General features: G+C 52.9%; 19 protein-coding genes and 2 tRNA genes. 13 read left to right on the top strand and 8 right to left on the bottom strand.

The window, feature by feature from the left end:
- Positions 1 to 4: 4 nt before the first annotated feature.
- A tRNA-His gene (locus BCM14_RS04705) sits at positions 5 to 80 on the bottom strand.
- Positions 81 to 152: 72 nt separating this feature from the next.
- On the opposite strand from BCM14_RS04705, the gene BCM14_RS04700 reads away from it, so the two are divergent.
- The gene (locus BCM14_RS04700; RefSeq protein WP_106226800.1) at positions 153 to 1,592 is read left to right on the top strand and encodes a phospholipase D-like domain-containing protein; all 1,440 of its coding nucleotides are present in this window, start codon (positions 153 to 155) and stop codon (positions 1,590 to 1,592) included.
- Between the two features lie 19 nt (positions 1,593 to 1,611).
- On the opposite strand, the gene BCM14_RS04695 is transcribed toward BCM14_RS04700, so the two are convergent.
- Positions 1,612 to 2,367 carry an ABC transporter substrate-binding protein gene (locus BCM14_RS04695; RefSeq protein WP_106226799.1) on the bottom strand — a complete coding sequence of 252 codons (756 nt, stop codon included), beginning with the start codon at positions 2,365 to 2,367 and terminating at the stop codon, positions 1,612 to 1,614.
- Between the two features lie 112 nt (positions 2,368 to 2,479).
- Between BCM14_RS04695 and BCM14_RS04690 the strand changes: the two genes are divergently transcribed.
- Entirely contained in the window at positions 2,480 to 3,247 is a 768-nt protein-coding gene (locus BCM14_RS04690) for a YoaK family protein (protein ID WP_106226798.1), read from the top strand.
- 35 nt (positions 3,248 to 3,282) lie between these two features.
- On the opposite strand, the gene BCM14_RS04685 is transcribed toward BCM14_RS04690, so the two are convergent.
- Positions 3,283 to 3,359 (bottom strand) — tRNA-Arg (locus tag BCM14_RS04685).
- Positions 3,360 to 3,427: 68 nt separating this feature from the next.
- On the opposite strand from BCM14_RS04685, the gene BCM14_RS04680 reads away from it, so the two are divergent.
- The 4 genes from BCM14_RS04680 (at position 3,428) to bamC (ending at position 6,886) form a co-directional block, all read left to right on the top strand.
- Entirely contained in the window at positions 3,428 to 4,054 is a 627-nt protein-coding gene (locus BCM14_RS04680) for an L-threonylcarbamoyladenylate synthase (RefSeq protein WP_106226797.1), read from the top strand.
- Positions 4,055 to 4,066: 12 nt separating this feature from the next.
- On the top strand, positions 4,067 to 4,714 hold the full coding sequence (locus tag BCM14_RS04675) for a site-2 protease family protein (protein ID WP_106226796.1): 648 nt from the start codon (positions 4,067 to 4,069) through the stop codon (positions 4,712 to 4,714).
- Positions 4,715 to 4,821: 107 nt separating this feature from the next.
- Positions 4,822 to 5,730, top strand: a complete 909-nt coding sequence (gene dapA, locus BCM14_RS04670) for a 4-hydroxy-tetrahydrodipicolinate synthase (RefSeq protein WP_106226795.1) — start codon at positions 4,822 to 4,824, stop codon at positions 5,728 to 5,730.
- A gap of 1 nt (position 5,731) precedes the next feature.
- A complete protein-coding gene (bamC, locus tag BCM14_RS04665; RefSeq protein ID WP_106226794.1) occupies positions 5,732 to 6,886 on the top strand; it encodes an NlpB/DapX family lipoprotein in 1,155 nt (384 codons plus the stop codon).
- A gap of 31 nt (positions 6,887 to 6,917) precedes the next feature.
- Here bamC and chrA read toward each other — a convergent pair whose 3' ends face one another.
- Entirely contained in the window at positions 6,918 to 8,246 is a 1,329-nt protein-coding gene (gene chrA / locus BCM14_RS04660; RefSeq protein ID WP_106226793.1) for a chromate efflux transporter, read from the bottom strand.
- 167 nt (positions 8,247 to 8,413) lie between these two features.
- Between chrA and BCM14_RS04655 the strand changes: the two genes are divergently transcribed.
- From BCM14_RS04655 to ureG, 7 genes are read left to right on the top strand one after another with little or no spacing between them, the layout of a single operon-like run.
- The gene (locus BCM14_RS04655) at positions 8,414 to 9,301 is read left to right on the top strand and encodes an urease accessory protein UreD (protein WP_106226792.1); all 888 of its coding nucleotides are present in this window, start codon (positions 8,414 to 8,416) and stop codon (positions 9,299 to 9,301) included.
- 19 nt (positions 9,302 to 9,320) lie between these two features.
- On the top strand, positions 9,321 to 9,623 hold the full coding sequence (locus BCM14_RS04650) for an urease subunit gamma (RefSeq protein ID WP_106226791.1): 303 nt from the start codon (positions 9,321 to 9,323) through the stop codon (positions 9,621 to 9,623).
- A gap of 13 nt (positions 9,624 to 9,636) precedes the next feature.
- Complete coding sequence (locus BCM14_RS04645; RefSeq protein ID WP_106226790.1) at positions 9,637 to 9,948, top strand: urease subunit beta; 312 nt, start codon at positions 9,637 to 9,639, stop codon at positions 9,946 to 9,948.
- Positions 9,945 to 11,657 (top strand): urease subunit alpha, encoded by a 1,713-nt coding sequence (ureC, locus tag BCM14_RS04640; RefSeq protein WP_106226789.1) that lies wholly within the window; start codon positions 9,945 to 9,947, stop codon positions 11,655 to 11,657. The genes BCM14_RS04645 and ureC overlap by 4 nt, the downstream gene beginning before the upstream one ends.
- Positions 11,658 to 11,686: 29 nt before the next feature.
- A complete protein-coding gene (locus tag BCM14_RS04635) occupies positions 11,687 to 12,298 on the top strand; it encodes an urease accessory protein UreE (RefSeq protein ID WP_259673421.1) in 612 nt (203 codons plus the stop codon).
- Complete coding sequence (locus tag BCM14_RS04630) at positions 12,183 to 12,971, top strand: urease accessory protein UreF (RefSeq protein WP_259673420.1); 789 nt, start codon at positions 12,183 to 12,185, stop codon at positions 12,969 to 12,971. The genes BCM14_RS04635 and BCM14_RS04630 overlap by 116 nt, the downstream gene beginning before the upstream one ends.
- Before the next feature lie 5 nt (positions 12,972 to 12,976).
- A complete protein-coding gene (gene ureG, locus BCM14_RS04625; protein ID WP_106226786.1) occupies positions 12,977 to 13,591 on the top strand; it encodes an urease accessory protein UreG in 615 nt (204 codons plus the stop codon).
- 32 nt (positions 13,592 to 13,623) lie between these two features.
- Here the strand turns inward: ureG and BCM14_RS04620 are convergent, their stop codons facing one another.
- The 4 genes from BCM14_RS04620 to BCM14_RS04605 all read right to left on the bottom strand — a co-directional run bounded on the left by BCM14_RS04620 (position 13,624) and on the right by BCM14_RS04605 (position 18,207).
- Positions 13,624 to 14,802, bottom strand: coding sequence for a cupin domain-containing protein (locus tag BCM14_RS04620; RefSeq protein WP_106226785.1), 1,179 nt, complete (start codon positions 14,800 to 14,802; stop codon positions 13,624 to 13,626).
- A 43-nt stretch (positions 14,803 to 14,845) separates the two neighbouring features.
- Positions 14,846 to 17,533 carry a DNA mismatch repair protein MutS gene (mutS, locus tag BCM14_RS04615; RefSeq protein WP_445972070.1) on the bottom strand — a complete coding sequence of 896 codons (2,688 nt, stop codon included), beginning with the start codon at positions 17,531 to 17,533 and terminating at the stop codon, positions 14,846 to 14,848.
- Between the two features lie 121 nt (positions 17,534 to 17,654).
- The gene (locus BCM14_RS04610) at positions 17,655 to 17,816 is read right to left on the bottom strand and encodes a hypothetical protein (RefSeq protein WP_259673419.1); all 162 of its coding nucleotides are present in this window, start codon (positions 17,814 to 17,816) and stop codon (positions 17,655 to 17,657) included.
- Between the two features lies 1 nt (position 17,817).
- Positions 17,818 to 18,207 carry a thioredoxin family protein gene (locus BCM14_RS04605; RefSeq protein WP_106226784.1) on the bottom strand — a complete coding sequence of 130 codons (390 nt, stop codon included), beginning with the start codon at positions 18,205 to 18,207 and terminating at the stop codon, positions 17,818 to 17,820.
- Positions 18,208 to 18,262 lie beyond the last annotated feature (55 nt).

Raw genomic sequence — 18,262 nt, 5'->3', positions numbered from 1 at the left:
ACGGTGGGGTGACCGATGGGGCTCGAACCCACGACAACCAGAATCACAATCTGGGACTCTACCAACTGAGCTACGGCCACCGAAGAAGTAAAATTTTAGCATGTTTGTCTTGAGAGGGCTTTAAGTTGCTTGCGACTACATTTGGGACCGTCATGAGCAGCTTCTGGCCGCATATGCTGTTTGCTTTTACGACAGTGGTGAGTGCCATCGCTGTTGTGCACGCTGCGATGACCAAGCGCGATGTGCGGGCAGCGATCGCCTGGGTGGGTGTGATCCTGTTTTCGCCCTTGTTTGGGGCGGTCATCTATTTTGTCGTCGGTATTAACCGTATCCGAAAACAAAAAGTGCTTGCGCAGCTTGACAATATGCTTCGCTTTGAAGAGATACGCGATCGGCTGCTCGTCACAGCAGTCGCGCCGTTTTCAGCCCCCCAATTTGCAGCGCAAAAAAAACTGGGCGATACCGTTAACCGGTTTCAACTGCTGGGATACAACCAGATTTCAATGATCTTGAGCGGTGACGAAGCCTACTCACGGATGATCAGTGTAATAGAAGGTGCTCAACGGTCGATCGCAGTCCAAAGCTATATCTTCGACCACGATAAGGTTGGTATTCGTATTGCGCAAGCGCTGATTGATGCTAAGGGCCGAGGCGTCGAGGTTCGCGTCTTGATCGACTCGGTTGGATCAAAATATTCTCGTCCCACCATCACGAAAATGCTCGAACAGGGGGGGGTAAAAGTAGCGCTGTTCATGACAACATTTTTTGGCTTACGCCTTGCTTATGCCAACCTGCGTTGCCATCGAAAACTGATGATTATTGATGGGGTTCACGCCCTAACAGGCGGGATGAATATTCGGCAGGAATTCTCGGCAACTGTAATGGGTGTCGAGGCGATGCAGGATACGCACTTCGATGTACGTGGGCCGGTTGTGCATCAACTGATGTTGAGTTTTGCCCAAGATTGGTCGTTTACGACAGGTGAATCTCTGACGGGCGAGCCTTGGTTTTTTTCTAACGAAGCCTTGATCCCGGATCAAGGCGTGCCCGTCCGGTGCGTCCCCTCTGCACCCGACGATATGAGTTTGTCGAGCAACCACAGCATTTTGCTTGGTGCGCTGTCAGCGGCTCGTCATCATGTGCGCATTCAATCGCCCTATTTTTTGCCGGATACTCAGATGCTCGCGGCTTTGTCGACTGCAGCGCGTCGGGGCGTCGTGGTGGATATCGTCGTACCCGGGGCAAACAACCTGAAAATGGTGGGTGCTGCAATGATGGCTCAACTCGATCAAGTGCTTGAGCCCGGTTGCCGCGTTTGGCGCGCCAGCGGGACCTTCGATCACTCTAAACTCTGTGCGATCGACAGCGCCTGGTCCTACATTGGTTCGTCCAATATAGACCCGAGAAGTTTGCGACTTAATTTTGAGCTCGACCTTGAGATCTTCGATCAAGGTCTGGCCAAGAAAATTGAAGAGAGAATTGATTCAGTGATCGCCAGCGCAGAACCCATTACACTTGAGTTGATTGAAGGTCAAGCGTTCTTGACCAGATTGCGCAACAAAATAGCTTGGCTGTTTTCGCCTTATCTTTGAAAATTTGATGCGAGCCAGGTCAAGCCAGTGGGTCTTTGTCAGCATCGCCAAGGGGCGCGACATTTGCCCCATCGATATTATGCCGCGTCATCGAATGTTTGACGAAGCCTTGGGCTTTCATTTTCTCGACAAAGTGCCGTAAGAAGAGGGCTGCCTGAGGGCCCCTGTCCTTAGCAATCCCCATTGCTTGCCGAATCACCATAAAACGTTCAGGTAAAAGCCGAACCCCTTTCATGCCTTTGGTGTCCATTTGCAGTTGCTGCTTAACGCCAGCAGCCACATCGATATGTTGCTCGATGAAGGTCGGTACAACCGCTTGTGAAGAGGCTGCGTGAACGATCTCAGCTTGTTTCAGATGGCGACTCAGAAAAAGATCGTAGGCGCTCCCTTTACCCACCACGACTCTTTTACCGGCGACGTCAACTTGATCATTGCTGGTGATTGGGTCAGCGTCGCGAACCAGATAGAAACCCTCAATCAAGACATAGGGCCAAGTGAAAGCGATCTCTCTGCCACGAGCGGGGTCAATCGCAAAAAAACCAATATCGGCGCGACCAGACTCCATGGTTTCAACTGATTTGCCAGCGGTTTTATTCACGACGAGCTCAACCGGAATGTTCAGCTCGGCACCGAGCGCGCGAGCCAAATCAATCGACATGCCGTACGGTTGACCGGTTGAATCCGTATTGGCTAGTACGGGATTGCCCATGTTGAGCGAAGCCCGCAAGACGCCAGTGGGTGCGAATGCTTTAGTGAGTTCAGCCGTGATGACCATCGGGAATCCGGTTTGACAGGTTTAGAAAAATGCAAAATTAAGTGTCATGATGATACTGCAACGGTTTACGATATGGGTGTGTATCTATTGGACTCTACGCAAGAAGCTGACGATGCCGTTAAATTATTCTAGAAGATTGACTGGACGTACACGCACTAAAGAGGCAGATAATCAACTTGGTTTTATTCTGGCTTTCGCCGCGGGGGCGATTAATGCGGGTGGTTTTTTAGCCGTGCAGCAATACACATCGCATATGACCGGCGTCGTTTCAGCGATGGCCGATCATTTTGCTCTTGGGGTGTATGACCTGGCGCTTGGCGGTGTGGGCGCGCTCGCGTCGTTTCTTTGCGGGGCGGCCTTCTCTGCTGTTTTAGTTAATTATTCTCGTCGGCACCAGATGCACAGCGAATATGCGCTGCCCTTGCTTGTTGAAGCTGGTTTATTGCTTTGTTTTGGCCTCATCGGAGGTCGTCTGACACAAGTCAACGGCTTATTTGTTTCGGCCACCGTGATGTTGTTATGTTTCATCATGGGATTACAAAATGCTGTCATCACCAAGTTGAGTCATGCTGAAATTCGAACAACGCACATCACCGGGATGGTCACAGATATTGGTATTGAGCTGGGGAAATTGTTCTACCGGAATCAATTAAACGCGCCGGGGATCGTTGCCGTCAGAGCAAACCGTTTTCGTTTACGTGTGTTAATGCTGTTGGTTGGTTGTTTTTTTATGGGCGGATTACTGGGCGCCTTGGGCTTTAGGTATCTCGGCTATGCGGCAACGGTGCCCGTGGCGATGATATTGATGGCGCTCGCGATGGTGCCGGTCACTGACGATCTTGGCATTTTCATTAAAAATCGAAAGGCCAAACGAGTTTGATCCAAATGTTGAGCCCGCAGTGTCGGTGGTGGGGTTGGTGCCTCCGGCGAGAATCGAACTCACAACCGCCCGCTTAGAAGGCGGGTGCTCTATCCAATTGAGCTACGGAGACACACAAACCATATTCTAACCGTTACTGCTTCCGCTTGAAAAACGGAAATTCGTTGTATCGTGACGGTCATGGCTCAATTATTTACCTTACACCCACAAAATCCCCAGATCAGACTGTTAAAGCAGGCGGCTCAGTTGATTGACGATGGTGGGCTCGTTGCAGTGCCTACTGATTCGAGCTATGCCATCGTCGCTCGGCTTGACGATAAAAACGCGGCCGATAAACTACGCAAATTACGTGGATTGGACGATAGGCATCACTTGACCTTGTTATGCCGTGATTTGACCGAGATCAGTCAATTCGCCAAGCTGGACAATGCGCAATTCAGAATGATTAAACAGGCAACACCGGGGCCTTGGACATTCATTCTTGATGCCTCAAAAGAAGTGCCCAAGCGCGTGTCCCACCCTTCACGGAAAACCATTGGTATTCGCGTGCCAGATCATCCAATTGCCCATGCACTGCTCGAACAATCGCAGTTTGCCCTGATATCCACCACGCTGATCCCTGACGGTGACGATGAGCCGCTGACTGATCCCGAAGACATCAGGCAACGCTATCAGCATGAACTCGCCGCTGTTCTTGATGCCGGCGTTTGCCCTCGCGAGGCCACGACTGTCATCGACTTGACTGTGTCACCCCCTCAAATTGTGCGGCGCGGAAAAGGTGATCCCGCCGCGCTAGGACTCGAATAATCGAAAGATCTCATGAACGAAATCATCCAAACCATTACGATCTGCGCCTTGCCGGTTATTTTTGCTATCACTTTGCATGAAGCGGCACATGGTTATGTCGCGCGCCTGTTCGGCGACCCGACAGCGGCGCTAGCCGGAAGAGTTAGCCTGAATCCGATGAAACACATCGATCCGGTGGGTACTTTACTCGTGCCAATCGGTACGCTGATTTTGGCTGGCGTAGCGGGTGGCGCGCCAATCTTGTTTGGCTGGGCGAAGCCCGTTCCAGTCGACTTCGGGCGGTTGCGGCATCCTAAAAAAGACATGTTGTGGGTCGCCCTGGCAGGCCCGATGGCAAATCTGCTGATGGCGATTGCTTGGGCGATTGGTCAGCGAGTGCTCTTTGAACTGGGTAATCGCGATGAATTCTGGTTTGCGATGGCTCTGGCGGGTATCAAAATCAACCTGGTGCTCATGGCTCTGAATTTGTTTCCACTCCCTCCGCTCGACGGTGGTAGGATTCTTTTTAGTTTGCTACCTGATCGACTCGCCTGGCAGTTGAGTCGGATTGAACCTTATGGCATGTTGATTGTCATTGTATTGTTGGCGACCGGTAGCCTTTGGGTGGTCTTGGATCCGGTGCTGAGGCTTGGCGAAGCCGTCGTTAGATTATTTCTGTGACAAAGGTGTATATTTTCTCGTGTCATGGCGCAATCCGTTAAACTCTCCGTCAAATTAAATAACGTGAGCGCTTTCAAGTCTCACTAAATATTATTCTGGACCCTAACATGGTTTCGTCAAGCACATCCCCTCAAGGGCCTCGCTTCAAAGGCAGTATGGTGGCCTTGGTCACCCCTATGCATCCCGACGGCAGTCTGGATCTTGACAGCTATCGCGGCCTCATCGATTGGCATGCACAAGAGGGTACTGACGCGCTTGTTGTCGTTGGCACATCGGGTGAATCGCCGACCGTCAATGTGGAAGAGCATGCAGAACTCATTAAGATAGCGGTTCAACACGCTGCCGGTCGCTTACCCGTGATTGCGGGTGTTGGCGCAAACTCGACGAGCGAGGCCATCCATTTGGCAGAACACGCTCGCCAGGTCGGTGCGGATGCTGGCCTGTCTGTGGTGCCTTACTACAACAAGCCCTCCCAGGAAGGCATGTATCAGCACTTTAAAAAGATTCAAGAGTCAGTGGATATGCCCACGGTACTTTATAACGTACCGGGCAGAACCGTCGCTGATCTCGCTCACGAAACCGTGTTACGCCTGGCGCAAATCCCCGGGATTATCGGTATTAAAGACGCTACCGGAGACATCGGTCGCGGTGCATTGTTGATTCGCGATTTGCCAGCGGACTTTCAGATCATGAGTGGTGACGATGCGACAGCAGCCGGATTGATCCTTCTCGGCGGTTGCGGCAATATTTCGGTCACGGCAAATATTGCGCCGCGAGCCATGCACCAATTATGCGCGGCCGCGTTGGCTGGTGATGTTGTTAAAGTCAGAGAAATCAACGGCAAGTTAGCTTTGCTGAATAAATTATTATTCGTTGAAGGTAATCCGGTTCCCGTCAAGTGGGCGCTGGCGCAGATGGGTCGTATCCCAGCTGGATTGCGCTTGCCTTTAGTCGAGTTAGGTTCTCAGTTTCATGCTCCTTTGCGAGCGGCGATGGTTCAGGCGGGGTTGCTTTAATATGACTTTTAAATATCAGTTTGGCCGTTTGCCGGTGTTTGCATTGACTTCGGTAGCGCTTGCATTGTCTGGCTGCAGCAGCACTAGCTTTGATGATCTCAAAAGCACGCTGGACGGCAACAATTCAATCAACTACAAAAGCGTCGTGCGGACTGATCCGTTGAGTGTTCCGCCCGATTTGACGCAAGCGACGGGCGACCCGCGTTTTAAAGCACCGGCTGGCACCACAACTTACTCTCAGTATGCGCAACAGACCAAAGCCGACGGTGCCGCCGTAACCTCGTCTGCCCAGGCAGCTGTCTTGCCACAATACAAAGATGTGCGCGTTGAGCGCGATGGCGATCTGCGGTGGTTGTCGACTTCGATCCCGCCAGATCAGTTGTATTCGAGAGTGGCTGATTTTTTCACTGAAAACGGCTTCAATCTTGAGAAGGCTGATCCTAAGGCGGGTCTCATGACCACCAATTGGGCTGAGAACCGAGCAAAGATCCCGCAGGATGCGCTGCGCCAGTTGCTTGGCAACGTGCTGGATAGTCTTTATGACAGCGGTACGCGTGACAAATTCAGCGCGCGCATTGAACGCGCAGGCAATCGGTCTGAGGTTTATATTTCTCACCAACATATGGTCGAGGAGCACGTTGCTGCATCCGTTGACAGCACGATTGTCTGGAAAAACGGGCGTGAAGATCCCGGTCTGAACGCAGCGATGATCGCACGCCTGATGGTTTTCCTGGGCGAGGATGTTGATGTTGCGAGCAAGAAAATGGCTCAGGCAAGCGTGAATCCGCAGTCACCAGCGGTGACCATGCCTGCAGGTGATAAAACCAGCCTGGTTGTGGCTGATTCGTTTGAACGAGCTTGGCGCCGCGTGGGTGTTGCACTCGATTCTGGTGGGTTCACCGTTGACGATCGTGATCGCGCTGCAGGTGACTTCTTTGTTCGTTATGTTGATTCCGACACTGGCGTCAAGCGCGAAGACCCAGGCTTTTTTGAGCGTTTATTTGGCGCTAAAGCTCTTGGTCAAGCACCTAGCTACAAATTGCATCTGTCACAAACCGGTTCGAAGACGGAAATCACCGTGTTTGACGCAAATGGTCAACGCGATAAAAGCGCGACCGTTCAACGCATGTTGGCCGTGCTGGCGGACAAAATTTAACCGTCGGTTAGCGTCCGGTCTGCTGCAAGGTTTACATTGCTGTTTTAAGGACCAAGCCTAGTAATCCATTAGTGAGGATGACAGGCACCACATTGCGTTTAAACGCAATGAGTGCCACGCAAGCTCCGATTGTCAGCACAGCCGAAGCCCAGTCAAGCGAGGAACTTAAACCGTTGGGCCACCAGACGTGATAAGCAAAAAATAACGCAAGGTTAAGGATCACGCCAACAACGGCAGCAGTGATGGCGGTCAACGGTGCACTGAGTTTCAGGTTGTTATGTGTACTTTCAATGAAAGGTCCCCCACCCAAGATAAACAAGAACGACGGTAAAAAAGTAAACCAGGTGACGACCAGCGCGCCAGCCGTCCCTGCTAAAAACAACGCCTCAGGCCCAAATAATTGTTTTAGGTAGCCGCCGACAAATCCGACATAAGCGACGACAATGATGAGTGGTCCCGGCGTTGTCTCGCCCAACGCAAGGCCGTCTATCATCTGAGCAGGGCTTAGCCAGCCGAAAAATTCAACTGCGCCCTGATAAACGTAAGGCAGGACAGCATATGCGCCACCGAAGGTGAGTAATGCAGCTTTGGTAAAGAACCACCCCATTTGAGTGAGCGTGTGATCCCAGCCTAAGCTCAAAGTGAAAAAGGCCATGGGGATTGCCCATAGGCTCAAGCCCCAGAGGAGCACGGTGAGGACACGACCCCAGGTGAATCTGGCATGTTCTGGTGTAGGCGTGTCATCGTCAATCATGGCTGGCCCAAAAGACACTTTGGCTTGACCATGGCCGCCACTGCCGCTGAAAGCTGAAGGTGCGATGCGTTGACCGAAGTAGCCAAGGATGGCCGCGGCAAGAATAATCAAGGGAAACGGCGTATTAGCCGCAAAAATTGCGACAAAAGAGCATGCGGCAACCACCCATAAAATTGGATGTCTGAGCGTTCTTGAGCCGATCCTGTAAACCGCTTGCAACACAATAGCGGTCACGGCAGGCTTGATCCCGTAAAACAGGCCTGCCACGATAGCCGTGTGACCAAAGCCGATATAGATCCATGAAAGGCCGATCAAAATCAGCAGAGATGGCAAGACAAATAAGGTGCCAGCCACAATGCCACCCCATGTTTTATGCATCAGCCAACCCATGTAAGTCGCCAGTTGTTGCGCCTCGGGCCCAGGCAGCACCATGCAGTAATTGAGGGCATGCAAAAACCGCTTCTCAGAGATCCAGCGTCGCTTTTCTACCAGTTCTTGGTGCATCAGCGCGATTTGGCCAGCTGGCCCGCCAAAACTGATGAAGCCCAGCTTCAACCAGAAAATCAACGCATCTTTGAAGGGGATTGCCGTGGGGGTGGGGCTCATCGCTACAGTGATCCAAGTTGGTGCATTGCTAAGTAAACAAAAAAACTTTTTGCGTATTGATCAAATAATGAGCATGATTACATATTGATAGTAATTTACTAGTAATGATTTCTGATGACGATTTAATATTTTGACAAATTTTATGGGTGTAGCTGCCGGTGTTGTTCATGCGTTTGACTGATGATCCTTTAGCCCTTCAGTCAGAGGCGGCTTTGCCTTCGACAAACTCGGTATTGACGAATACACCTTGGACCGCCAGACTGGATTTGCATTTTGATCTGACCAAAGCGGGTGCCACACGCTTAAATCATCAGCATTTGGGCCCGCTGCGGATCCAAAAGGCGCTGTATCCCGAAGGGCCTAGTATTTGCCATGCCATTATCGTGCATCCTCCCGGCGGGATTGCAGCCGGGGATCATTTAGAAGTGCAGGGCGGGGTAGATCGAGTCTGTCATGGTTTAGTGACCACACCCTCTGCCGCTAAATGGTATGGCTCTGATTCAGCGCGGCGCGCGACTCAACTGGTTGACATGCAAATCCAAGGGTCCTTCGAATGGTTGCCTCAAGAAACCATCGTTTTTGATAGAGCCCGCGTTGATTCGAACATCCAGTTCGACCTCGGTGCGCAGGCCGCGATGGTGGGTTGGGATCATTTGATTTTTGGTCGCAAGGCGTCAGGTGAGTCGTTCTGCCATGGTCGCTTTGCGCAATCTGTGAAGCTGCTGATGGACGGTGAACTGATCTGGCATGATCGTTTGCTGCTTAACGGGGCAGATCCGTTGTTCGAGTCAATCATAGGCTTGCGTGGTTATCATGCGTTTGCTACGGTATGGGCGGTGTTGCCCGGTGACCGTAGCTGGACCGACGAGTTGGTACAAAACTTGCGTGATAGCAACGATACAATTGTCTGGACGGTTTTGCACCCGCGCTTGCTTGTTGGACGACTGTTGACGGCACCCTTGGCGATTAAGGCTATTTTGCAGGACACTTGGGCGAATTTGCGTGCCCTCGTATTTAATTTACCCGCGGTGCCCCCTAGATTGTGGGCGACGTGATTTCAATGACGGAGACCCCATGGATCTGACCCCGAGAGAGAAAGACAAGTTGTTGATTTTCACTGCAGCCCTGCTGGCTGAGCGTCGTCGCGCCCGTGGTTTGAAGCTGAACGTGCCCGAGTCCATCGCTTTGATCTCAGCAGCCATTATGGAAGGCGCGCGAGACGGCAAAACCGTTGCCGCCTTAATGAGTGAGGGACGCAATGTACTGGGCCGCGAAGATGTGATGGAAGGCGTCCCCGAGATGATCCCCGATATTCAGATAGAAGCTACTTTCCCCGATGGCACCAAACTGGTGACCGTTCACCAACCGATTCAATAAGCGAGGACTTCAGATGATTCCCGGCGAGATGATGGTGCAAGCAGGCGAGATAGAGATCAATGTTGGCCGCCCTGTGACTCAAGTGAAAGTTGCGAATACGGGCGATCGGCCTGTTCAGATCGGCTCGCATTATCACTTTGCAGAGACCAACGCGGCCTTGGTATTTGATCGGCAGGCAGCACGAGGCTTCAGGTTGAATATCCCGGCGGGAACGGCAGTGCGGTTTGAGCCAGGGCAAGAGCGAGAAGTTGAGTTAGTCGCTCTGGCGGGCGACCGGATTGTTTACGGTTTCACGGGCGCGGTGATGGGGGCGTTGGACAAATGAAGATTTCAAGACAAGCTTATGCAGAAATGTTCGGCCCTACGACCGGTGATCGCTTGCGGTTGGCCGACACGTCTTTGGTTGCCATGATTGAAAAAGACTTCACCATCTATGGCGAAGAGGTCAAGTTCGGGGGTGGCAAAGTAATTCGTGATGGGATGGGTCAATCCCAGCGCATGAGCGCTGATTGTGTGGATACCGTCGTCACCAATGCCGTCATCATTGACTGGTGGGGGATCGTCAAGGCCGACATCGGTATCAAGAACGGTCGTATTAGCGGGATAGGGAAAGCCGGCAATCCGGATATCCAGCCAGGGGTCACAATTGTTGTCGGGCCAGGCACCGAAGTCATTGCCGCCGAAGGCATGATCGTCACTGCAGGTGGTATTGATAGTCATATCCACTTCATTTGCCCGCAACAAATCGAAGAGGCCTTGAGCTCTGGCGTCACCACACTGATCGGGGGTGGTACAGGCCCCGCAACCGGCACCTTTGCAACCACCGTCACGCCGGGTCCCTGGCATTTGGCGCGCATGTTGCAGGCCATGGAGTCCTATCCCATCAACGTTGGTTTGCTCGGTAAAGGCAACGTCTCACTGCCGGGGCCGTTGACAGAGCAGATCGAAGCCGGTGCTGTGGGTTTGAAGCTGCATGAGGATTGGGGCAGTACGCCCGCTACGATTGATAATTGTTTGACGGTGGCAGATCAAACCGACACGCAGGTGGCCATTCATACCGACACTTTGAACGAATCAGGTTTTGTCGAAGCGACCCTTGATGCGATCAAAGGCCGCGTCATTCACACGTATCACACTGAGGGTGCAGGTGGTGGTCATGCCCCTGACATCATCCGCGTCTGTGGTGAGGCCAACGTATTGCCTTCATCGACCAATCCGACACGACCTTTCACCATCAACACGCTTGACGAGCATCTTGATATGTTGATGGTTTGCCATCATCTCGATGCATCAATTGCAGAAGATATCGCTTTTGCTGAAAGCCGTATTCGTCGTGAAACCATTGCAGCAGAAGATATCTTGCATGACATTGGCGCCTTCTCGATGATTTCCTCTGACAGTCAAGCGATGGGACGTGTCGGCGAGGTTATCATGCGCACCTGGCAAACTGCGCACAAAATGCGTGAGCAACGTGGGTCAATGAGTGAACCCGGGTTCTCTGATCCCTCGACCAGCGACAACGCTCGCATCAAACGCTATGTTGCCAAATACACCATCAATCCCGCAATCACTCACGGCATGGCGCACGAGATCGGTTCGATTGAGGTCGGCAAGTTCGCGGATCTTGTCTTTTGGCGGCCGGCGTTCTTTGGTGTGAAGCCTTCGACAGTGGTGAAGGGTGGCATGATTGCAATGGCAGCAATGGGCGACCCAAATGCCTCGATCCCCACTCCGCAGCCGGTTCACTATCGACCACAGTTCGGTGCTGCACCTAGCGCCATTGGCTCTAGCTGCATTACCTTCCTGTCGCAAGCTGCGATTGAAAAAGGTTTGCCTGATCGCTTAGGCTTGCAACGTCAAATCGCTTCGGTGCATGGCATCCGCAAAATCAGTAAGGCCGATATGAAGCTCAACGATGCGACGCCTAAGATCACGGTTAGTCCTGAGAACTACAAGGTCTATGCCGATGGCGTGTTGCTGGATTGCCCACCTGCTGAAGTTTTGCCGATGGCTCAGCGTTACTTTTTGTTTTAGCTCAGCGAGACTCCAAAGAAATGGCACTGATGTTTAATACCCGCCGCGCGGCTTCTGATCCTCAGATACAAGCCGAGATGGATAAAGCCTCGGCGCCCTGGCCGGTGTTGTCACTCAGTTGGGCGGATAGGCAGCGTTCAAGACTTGCGGCGATGTTGCCTAACGGCAGGGCGGTTGCGGTGATTTTGCCTCGCGGCGAACAGATGCAACATGGGGATGTCTTGTGCGGTGATGCGGGCGAGCGCCTATGGATCAAGGCTGCCGAAGAAGAGGTTTATCAGATCACGGCTCACAATGCCTTTGAGTTAATGCGTGTGGTTTATCACCTGGCTAACCGGCATGTGAAAGCGATGTTGGCAGCTGATGCGGTGTATATCGAACCTGATTCGGTGCTGGCCGACATGGTGCGGGGTCTAGGTGCTCAGGTTGAGGTCGTGCAACAGGCGTTCTTGCCAGAGGGTGGAGCCTACGCAACCGGTCACGTGCACGGCCCAGATTGCAATCATGGTGAGCATGGTGCGGATCATGGGCGCGGTCATAGTCATCATCACCACGGCGAAGACCACGCCTTGTCTGCTGAAGATCAAGCCCGCGGCAACCTGGGTGAGCAATTGTCCATCGCCGCTCATGCCCGCAAGTAAGCTCGATTCATTGCTGGCGGCACTGCATTTGGCCAGTCCGGCACTGCCGGTCGGTGGATTTGCGTATTCGCAAGGCCTCGAGCAGGCAGTCGAAGATCGTTGGGTGACCAGTGCGGCACAAGCTTTTACCTGGATCAGTGATGTGATGCTGTTGAGCTTGGCTAGACAAGAGCTACCGCTTTGGCGTGGTGTCTATCAAGCTTGCGCCATTGAAATTCATGTGCAGCAAGTGATTGAATTAAACCAGCAGCTCATGGCGTTGCGTGAAACCTCAGAGTTGAAACTCGAAGCAGTGCAAATGGGGCATTCGATGGCCAAGCTCTTCAAACAGTGGCCGCAGGGCACAGACTTGCTTGAGCAGGTCGGTGATATCGAATGGGCATACTCAGCAGCACACGCAGCCTTATCCGCCATATCAGGCGTTGATGAGGACATGGCCTTGACCGCCTATTTGTGGAGCTGGCTTGAGAACCAAGTACTTGCTGCTGTCAAAACCGTACCTCTCGGGCAAATCGACGGCCAACGCTTATTACATCAACTTAAACCCGTTGTGGCCGAGGCGATGACCGTCGCAAAAAAATTCTCTACTGACGATAGGGGCTCTGCCGCGATTGGCTTGGCAGTCACCAGCGCTCGTCACGAAACCCAGTACAGCAGACTATTCAGGAGTTAAAAAATATGCAGCCTTCAAATCCTTTGCGGGTCGGCGTCGGTGGGCCAGTGGGTTCAGGTAAAACTACCTTGGTTGAAGTGCTCTGCAAACGCATGCGCGATCAATACAAGTTGGCGGTAGTGACCAACGACATTTACACTAAAGAAGACGAACGCCTGCTGGTGGCTGCGGGGGCTTTACCCGCAGAGCGCATCATGGGTGTTGAAACCGGTGGTTGCCCGCATACTGCCATTCGTGAAGATGCGTCGATCAACCTCGAAGCGATCGACCGTATGCAAAAGCGTTTCCCTGATCTGGATCTGATTTTTATCGAGTCGGGGGGCGATAACCTGGCGGCAACCTTCAGTCCGGATTTATCTGACTTGACGATCTATGTGATCGATGTTGCGGGTGGCGAGAAGATCCCCCGCAAAGGTGGTCCCGGCATCACACGTAGCGATTTACTCGTCATCAACAAAACTGATCTGGCGCCTTACGTAGGTGCCAACCTTGACGTCATGCGCCACGACACTGAGCGTATGCGTGTTGAGCGACCCTGGGTCATGACTAACCTTAAATCAGGTGATGGGGTGGATGAGGTGATCGCGTTTATCGAGCGAGCGGGCTGCCTGAAGACTTAAGGCGGCCAAGTGTCAACCGGTCTTGACCCCTTTTAGGTGAGTTGTTCAGCCAGCTGAACCCAACCCGCATTGACCCAATCCTCCAGTGCGTCGAGTGCTTGATCGGATAAGCGTGCAGCGACGCCTGTGTCCATTGATAACACTCGTTGATCCGCCAGAAGCTTCAGCCCTGGTTCTGGTTTGCAGGGCGCAACTTCGCCATTGATGAACAGTTGATTGCCACGATAGAGCATTCTGGTGCGGCGATCGAGCAACCAGTGCGTACCGAAATCCTCGTCAATGTCATCCTGAGGTTCGAACACGGCAGCTTGATTGGGTTCGGTTAGCCAGCAACCTAAAAACCGTGTTGCCAGGACCTCATCAAACTTGATCTTGCTCACTGCATGCACAGCAGCTTGTATGAGCTGTTCGGGCAATTCTGCGGGCTTCGCTGTCGCGGCTTGTTTAGGATCTTTATACAAATTGGCTAGGGAGGGCCCAGGCAGTGCGGGGTCTGAATAGGCACTAGCACTTAATCCAAGTCGGGCAAGAATTTGATCAGCTGCTGCCTCAAGCATCCCACTGGCCAGCGCCGCTTCGTCAGGCGCCCGAAAACCAACCGAGATGGTCATGCATTCGTCCAGGGCCACGCCATCGTGCGCGGCCTGGGGAGGCAGATACAACATATCTCCGGGTTCGAGAATAAATTCTTGGTCAGGTTTAAAGGCTTGCAATATCTTCAAGGGCAAATGAGGCACGAGTGTCAGATCTTTTTGCTGCCCAAACTGCCAACGCCTGTGGCCCTTTGCTTGCAACAGAAACACATCGTAGCTATCAAAATGTGGCCCAACCCCGCCACCGGCTGTGGCTAGACTAATCATCAGATCATCAAGCCTTGCATCGGGTACAAACCGAAATTGATGCATCAGCGACGCAGCAGCGTCGTCATGAATATCAACACTTTGCACGAGCAAAGTCCAATCAGGCTCAGCCATTTTAGGGAGACGACCAAACGGGCCGTTCTCCATCTGCCATTGCCCGTGATTACGCCAGATCAGTCTTGATTGGACGTCATCAGCTTTTGCCATCTTCTTTAACGCAGACACTGAGATCGGAGGCTTGAACGCAGGGAAGGCTTGACGCACGAGCAGAGGCTTTTTCTGCCAATAGGTTTTCATGAACTCGGCAGGGGTGAGGCCGCCCAGCAGGGCTAGCGGTTTATTCGGGTTCATGTGGTGCTCCGTAAATCGTTACAACGTGAGGGTAAACAGGTTGTCAATTGAGTAGGTGTTTTAACTGATAGAGGGCATCGAGCGCTTCACGCGGGCTCAGCGTGTCGGGGTCTAAAGCGGCGACAGCGGTTTGCAAGGCGGCCAGTGTGGCGGCTTCTTCTTGCGCTGCGAGTTGTGTCGTTTCGTCGCGGGCGTTAACCGCAAATAAGCCGAGCTGCGGGGTCGGCGCACCCTGAGACTCTAGCCTTTCTAGCTCGCGACTCGCTTGCCGGATCACCGCCGCGGGGATGCCCGCGCGTTGCGCAACCTGTATTCCATAACTGCGACTTGCCGGACCATCTCTGACTTCGTGCAAAAACACAATGCCAGAGGGGGATTCGGCCGCAGCCAGGTGCACATTAGCCGACGTCGCATTTTCGTTTGGCAAACGAGTCAACTCAAAATAATGGGTGGCAAATAAGGTCAAGGCCCGATTGTGTGTGAGCAATCGTTGAGCAATCGCCCAAGCGAGCGATAAACCATCATAAGTGGAGGTGCCGCGACCGATCTCATCCATCAAGACTAGGCTCTTTGCTGTACTCGAAGCCAAGATCGCTGCCGCCTCGGTCATCTCCATCATGAAAGTAGAGCGCCCACCCGCCAGATCGTCGGCCGCCCCGATGCGGGTAAATATCCTGTCCACAGGGCCAATGCGTACGCGCTTTGCTGGCACAAAACTACCAACCCGAGCTAACAATGCGATTAAGGCGACTTGACGCATGTAGGTCGATTTACCGCCCATGTTTGGACCGGTGATGATCAGCATGGCGCGCTGCTCACTAAGCGAGCAGCTATTGGGAGTAAACCTTTCGATTGCTCGTTCAACGACCGGATGTCTGCCCAGTTCGATTTCGATACCAGGTCTATCGTCGAGTTCAGGGGATACCCAATTATGGTGCTGTGCATGATGAGCCAAGGCAACGAGGGTATCCAGCTCAGCGCACGCTGCGGCGCTGGCCGCCAGGGCAGAAACCATTGGGGTGAGCTGCTCGAGCAGGGCCTCGAACAACATTTTCTCGCGAGCCAGCGCACGATCTTGAGCCGATAAGACTTTGTCTTCCCAAGCTTTGAGTTCAGGCGTGATGTAGCGTTCAGCGTTTTTAAGCGTCTGTCGCCGACGGTAGTCATCGGGTACCTTCTCTGATTGTGCGCGACTGACTTCGATAAAAAACCCATGCACGCGGTTGAACTCAACCCTCAGGGTAGAGATCCCTGTGCGCTCTCGTTCGCGCGCTTCGATCTGCAGCAAGTAACTACCGTTATCCGTTGAGATGGTTCTAAGCTCGTCGAGATCCGCATCGTAGCCGGGGGCGATGACCCCGCCATCTCTCACCATTGCAGCCGGTTCTTGGGCGACCGCAGCTGACAATAAGCTATGCAGTCCTTCAGGCGGTAAAAGTGTCGACGCCAGAGCGCTCAGGTATTGTCCCGCTTCGTCTTGCTGACCAGCCTTAAGTAATTGTTGCTGGATGACAGGTAGCGCGGTCAACGCATCCCGCAGGCTGGCGAGCTCTCTGGGGCGAACTGAAAGGAGCGCTATCCGAGTTGCTATGCGTTCAAGATCAGGTAATTTATTTAAAGACTCACGCAGCGATTGCAAGAGCGGCAGGGCATGAAGATAATCAGCTGGCGTGATGTTGACCGATAGCAAACAAGCAATCGATTGCTGGCGTCGTAGCACGACTGGATTATCTCTCAGGGGATGATGCAGCCAACGACGCAACAAGCGACTACCCATCGGGGTACAGCAGGTATCAAGAATCGAAAATAAAGTGGGAGAGTCTTCGCCCGCCAAGGTTTGCGTTAGTTCAAGGTTGCGACGCGTTTGTGGATCCATCAGCACATACTGGCTGGCACGATCTGCCTGTAAAGATTGAATATGCGAGAGCGCTTGGGTTTGGGTGCGGCTTGCGTAGCGCAAGAGCGCGCCGGCTGCGCATTGTGCAACGGGCAAGTCATCGATATCAAACCCTGATAAGGACTGAGTATTAAAGTGACTCAGCAAAGTAGCCTGAGCCTGCTCAGCCTCAAAGTGCCAGGGCGGGGTTTTAGCAATTGAACAGGTAAGCGTTAATTTTTGCTCGGCATCGTCAGCGATCACAACTTCAGCTGGATCGATACGATGTAACTCCGAATCCAGCGCATCTAGCGCGCACTCGGATAATCTGAACTCACCACTTGCCAGATTGAGCCAAGCGATGCCAGCCCGAGGCGTTTTATACCCTTTGCGTGGCACAAACACAGACGCAAGAATACGATCAGATTTAGCGGGTAAGAGCGCGTCATCGGTCAAAGTGCCGGGCGTGACGATTCGGACGATCTTGCGCTCGACAGGCCCTTTGCTGGTTGCCGGATCACCAATCTGCTCACAGATCGCAACCGATTCACCTTGCGCGACCAGTTTGGCTAGATAGCCCTCGGCTGCGTGATAGGGCAGGCCAGCCATGGGGATAGGTGAGCCGTTAGAGGTACCACGACGAGTGAGGGTCAGGCCAAGTAACTTCGCCCCGCGCTCGGCATCTTCGTAGAACATTTCATAGAAGTCACCCATGCGATAGAGCAAAAGCAACGGCCCCGCCTCAGCTTTGAGGCGCAGGTATTGCTGCATCATGGGGGTGTGTTTCGAATCCCCTGCTTCTGGATGAGGTGAGGGAGATGGACGATTGCCTGTTAGCTCTGGTGCGGTGTTCATTTCAACGATTTTACCTGCCGACCAAAGTTTCCAATCATCCAGACTGACGGAACGAAGTCAAGTGTGCTTGGTTGAAGTCAAAGCAGAGCATCAGAAGCGCGTCGTCAGTTGTGTCAGCCAATTAAGATAAGGCCAGACCCCCGGCCAAGGCCACTGGCGCTCGCGGGTGAGCATGGGTCGCAGATCCCAACAGAATCGGCACGATGGGCAAAACACAGGGCGACAGGGTCGACAACACGCCCGCCAGCAAGCCTAATCCGTAGGATCCCAGACCAAAATCCATCTTAGTTCACGGATTTTTTGAAAATATTTTCAAGACCAGCTTGCGTTGTGTCGCCGGTTGAACGAGCAACTTCCTGCGTGCCCTTGAAAGCGATCAAAGTGCTTTGCTGATTGACTTTAAGCAACTTCAGGGTCGGTTTGGACGTGTCGAAGTCAATCGTCAGTAGGGTGACATCTTTGTACGCTGGATTTTTCGTGAGCGCATCGACGATAGGTGCTTGAGCTTTACAAGTCGGGCACCAAGGCGCAGTAATGTCCAGAACGACCGGTTTACCAGCCTGCGTCAGGGTGTCGAATTCTTGCTGACTGAACGGTTTTACTTCGCCAGCTAATGCCAGCGACGCGATAGCCGACAGGGCGACGATCAGGGCAGTTTTTGCGAGCATTTTCATGACAGATATCCTAATAAACAGTGTTGGACTAAGGGTATTCAGGGAATTTGTCGGG

Origin of the sequence: Jezberella montanilacus (genome assembly GCF_003003055.1) — a bacterium.
Lineage (GTDB): Bacteria > Pseudomonadota > Gammaproteobacteria > Burkholderiales > Burkholderiaceae_B > Zwartia > Zwartia montanilacus.
This window is presented reverse-complemented; position numbering and strand designations above follow the sequence as displayed.

Excerpts from the sequence above, each read along its gene's own strand:
- BCM14_RS04700 (WP_106226800.1), top strand. The coding sequence starts at position 153 with ATGAGCAGCTTCTGGCCGCATATGCTGTTTGCTTTTACGACAGTGGTG.
- BCM14_RS04695 (WP_106226799.1), bottom strand. The coding sequence starts at position 2,367 with ATGGTCATCACGGCTGAACTCACTAAAGCATTCGCACCCACTGGCGTC.
- BCM14_RS04690 (WP_106226798.1), top strand. The coding sequence starts at position 2,480 with ATGCCGTTAAATTATTCTAGAAGATTGACTGGACGTACACGCACTAAA.
- BCM14_RS04680 (WP_106226797.1), top strand. The coding sequence starts at position 3,428 with ATGGCTCAATTATTTACCTTACACCCACAAAATCCCCAGATCAGACTG.
- BCM14_RS04675 (WP_106226796.1), top strand. The coding sequence starts at position 4,067 with ATGAACGAAATCATCCAAACCATTACGATCTGCGCCTTGCCGGTTATT.
- dapA (WP_106226795.1), top strand. The coding sequence starts at position 4,822 with ATGGTTTCGTCAAGCACATCCCCTCAAGGGCCTCGCTTCAAAGGCAGT.
- bamC (WP_106226794.1), top strand. The coding sequence starts at position 5,732 with ATGACTTTTAAATATCAGTTTGGCCGTTTGCCGGTGTTTGCATTGACT.
- chrA (WP_106226793.1), bottom strand. The coding sequence starts at position 8,246 with ATGAGCCCCACCCCCACGGCAATCCCCTTCAAAGATGCGTTGATTTTC.
- BCM14_RS04655 (WP_106226792.1), top strand. The coding sequence starts at position 8,414 with ATGCGTTTGACTGATGATCCTTTAGCCCTTCAGTCAGAGGCGGCTTTG.
- BCM14_RS04650 (WP_106226791.1), top strand. The coding sequence starts at position 9,321 with ATGGATCTGACCCCGAGAGAGAAAGACAAGTTGTTGATTTTCACTGCA.
- BCM14_RS04645 (WP_106226790.1), top strand. The coding sequence starts at position 9,637 with ATGATTCCCGGCGAGATGATGGTGCAAGCAGGCGAGATAGAGATCAAT.
- ureC (WP_106226789.1), top strand. The coding sequence starts at position 9,945 with ATGAAGATTTCAAGACAAGCTTATGCAGAAATGTTCGGCCCTACGACC.
- BCM14_RS04635 (WP_259673421.1), top strand. The coding sequence starts at position 11,687 with ATGTTTAATACCCGCCGCGCGGCTTCTGATCCTCAGATACAAGCCGAG.
- BCM14_RS04630 (WP_259673420.1), top strand. The coding sequence starts at position 12,183 with ATGGGCGCGGTCATAGTCATCATCACCACGGCGAAGACCACGCCTTGT.
- ureG (WP_106226786.1), top strand. The coding sequence starts at position 12,977 with ATGCAGCCTTCAAATCCTTTGCGGGTCGGCGTCGGTGGGCCAGTGGGT.
- BCM14_RS04620 (WP_106226785.1), bottom strand. The coding sequence starts at position 14,802 with ATGAACCCGAATAAACCGCTAGCCCTGCTGGGCGGCCTCACCCCTGCC.
- mutS (WP_445972070.1), bottom strand. The coding sequence starts at position 17,533 with ATGAACACCGCACCAGAGCTAACAGGCAATCGTCCATCTCCCTCACCT.
- BCM14_RS04610 (WP_259673419.1), bottom strand. The coding sequence starts at position 17,816 with ATGGATTTTGGTCTGGGATCCTACGGATTAGGCTTGCTGGCGGGCGTG.
- BCM14_RS04605 (WP_106226784.1), bottom strand. The coding sequence starts at position 18,207 with ATGAAAATGCTCGCAAAAACTGCCCTGATCGTCGCCCTGTCGGCTATC.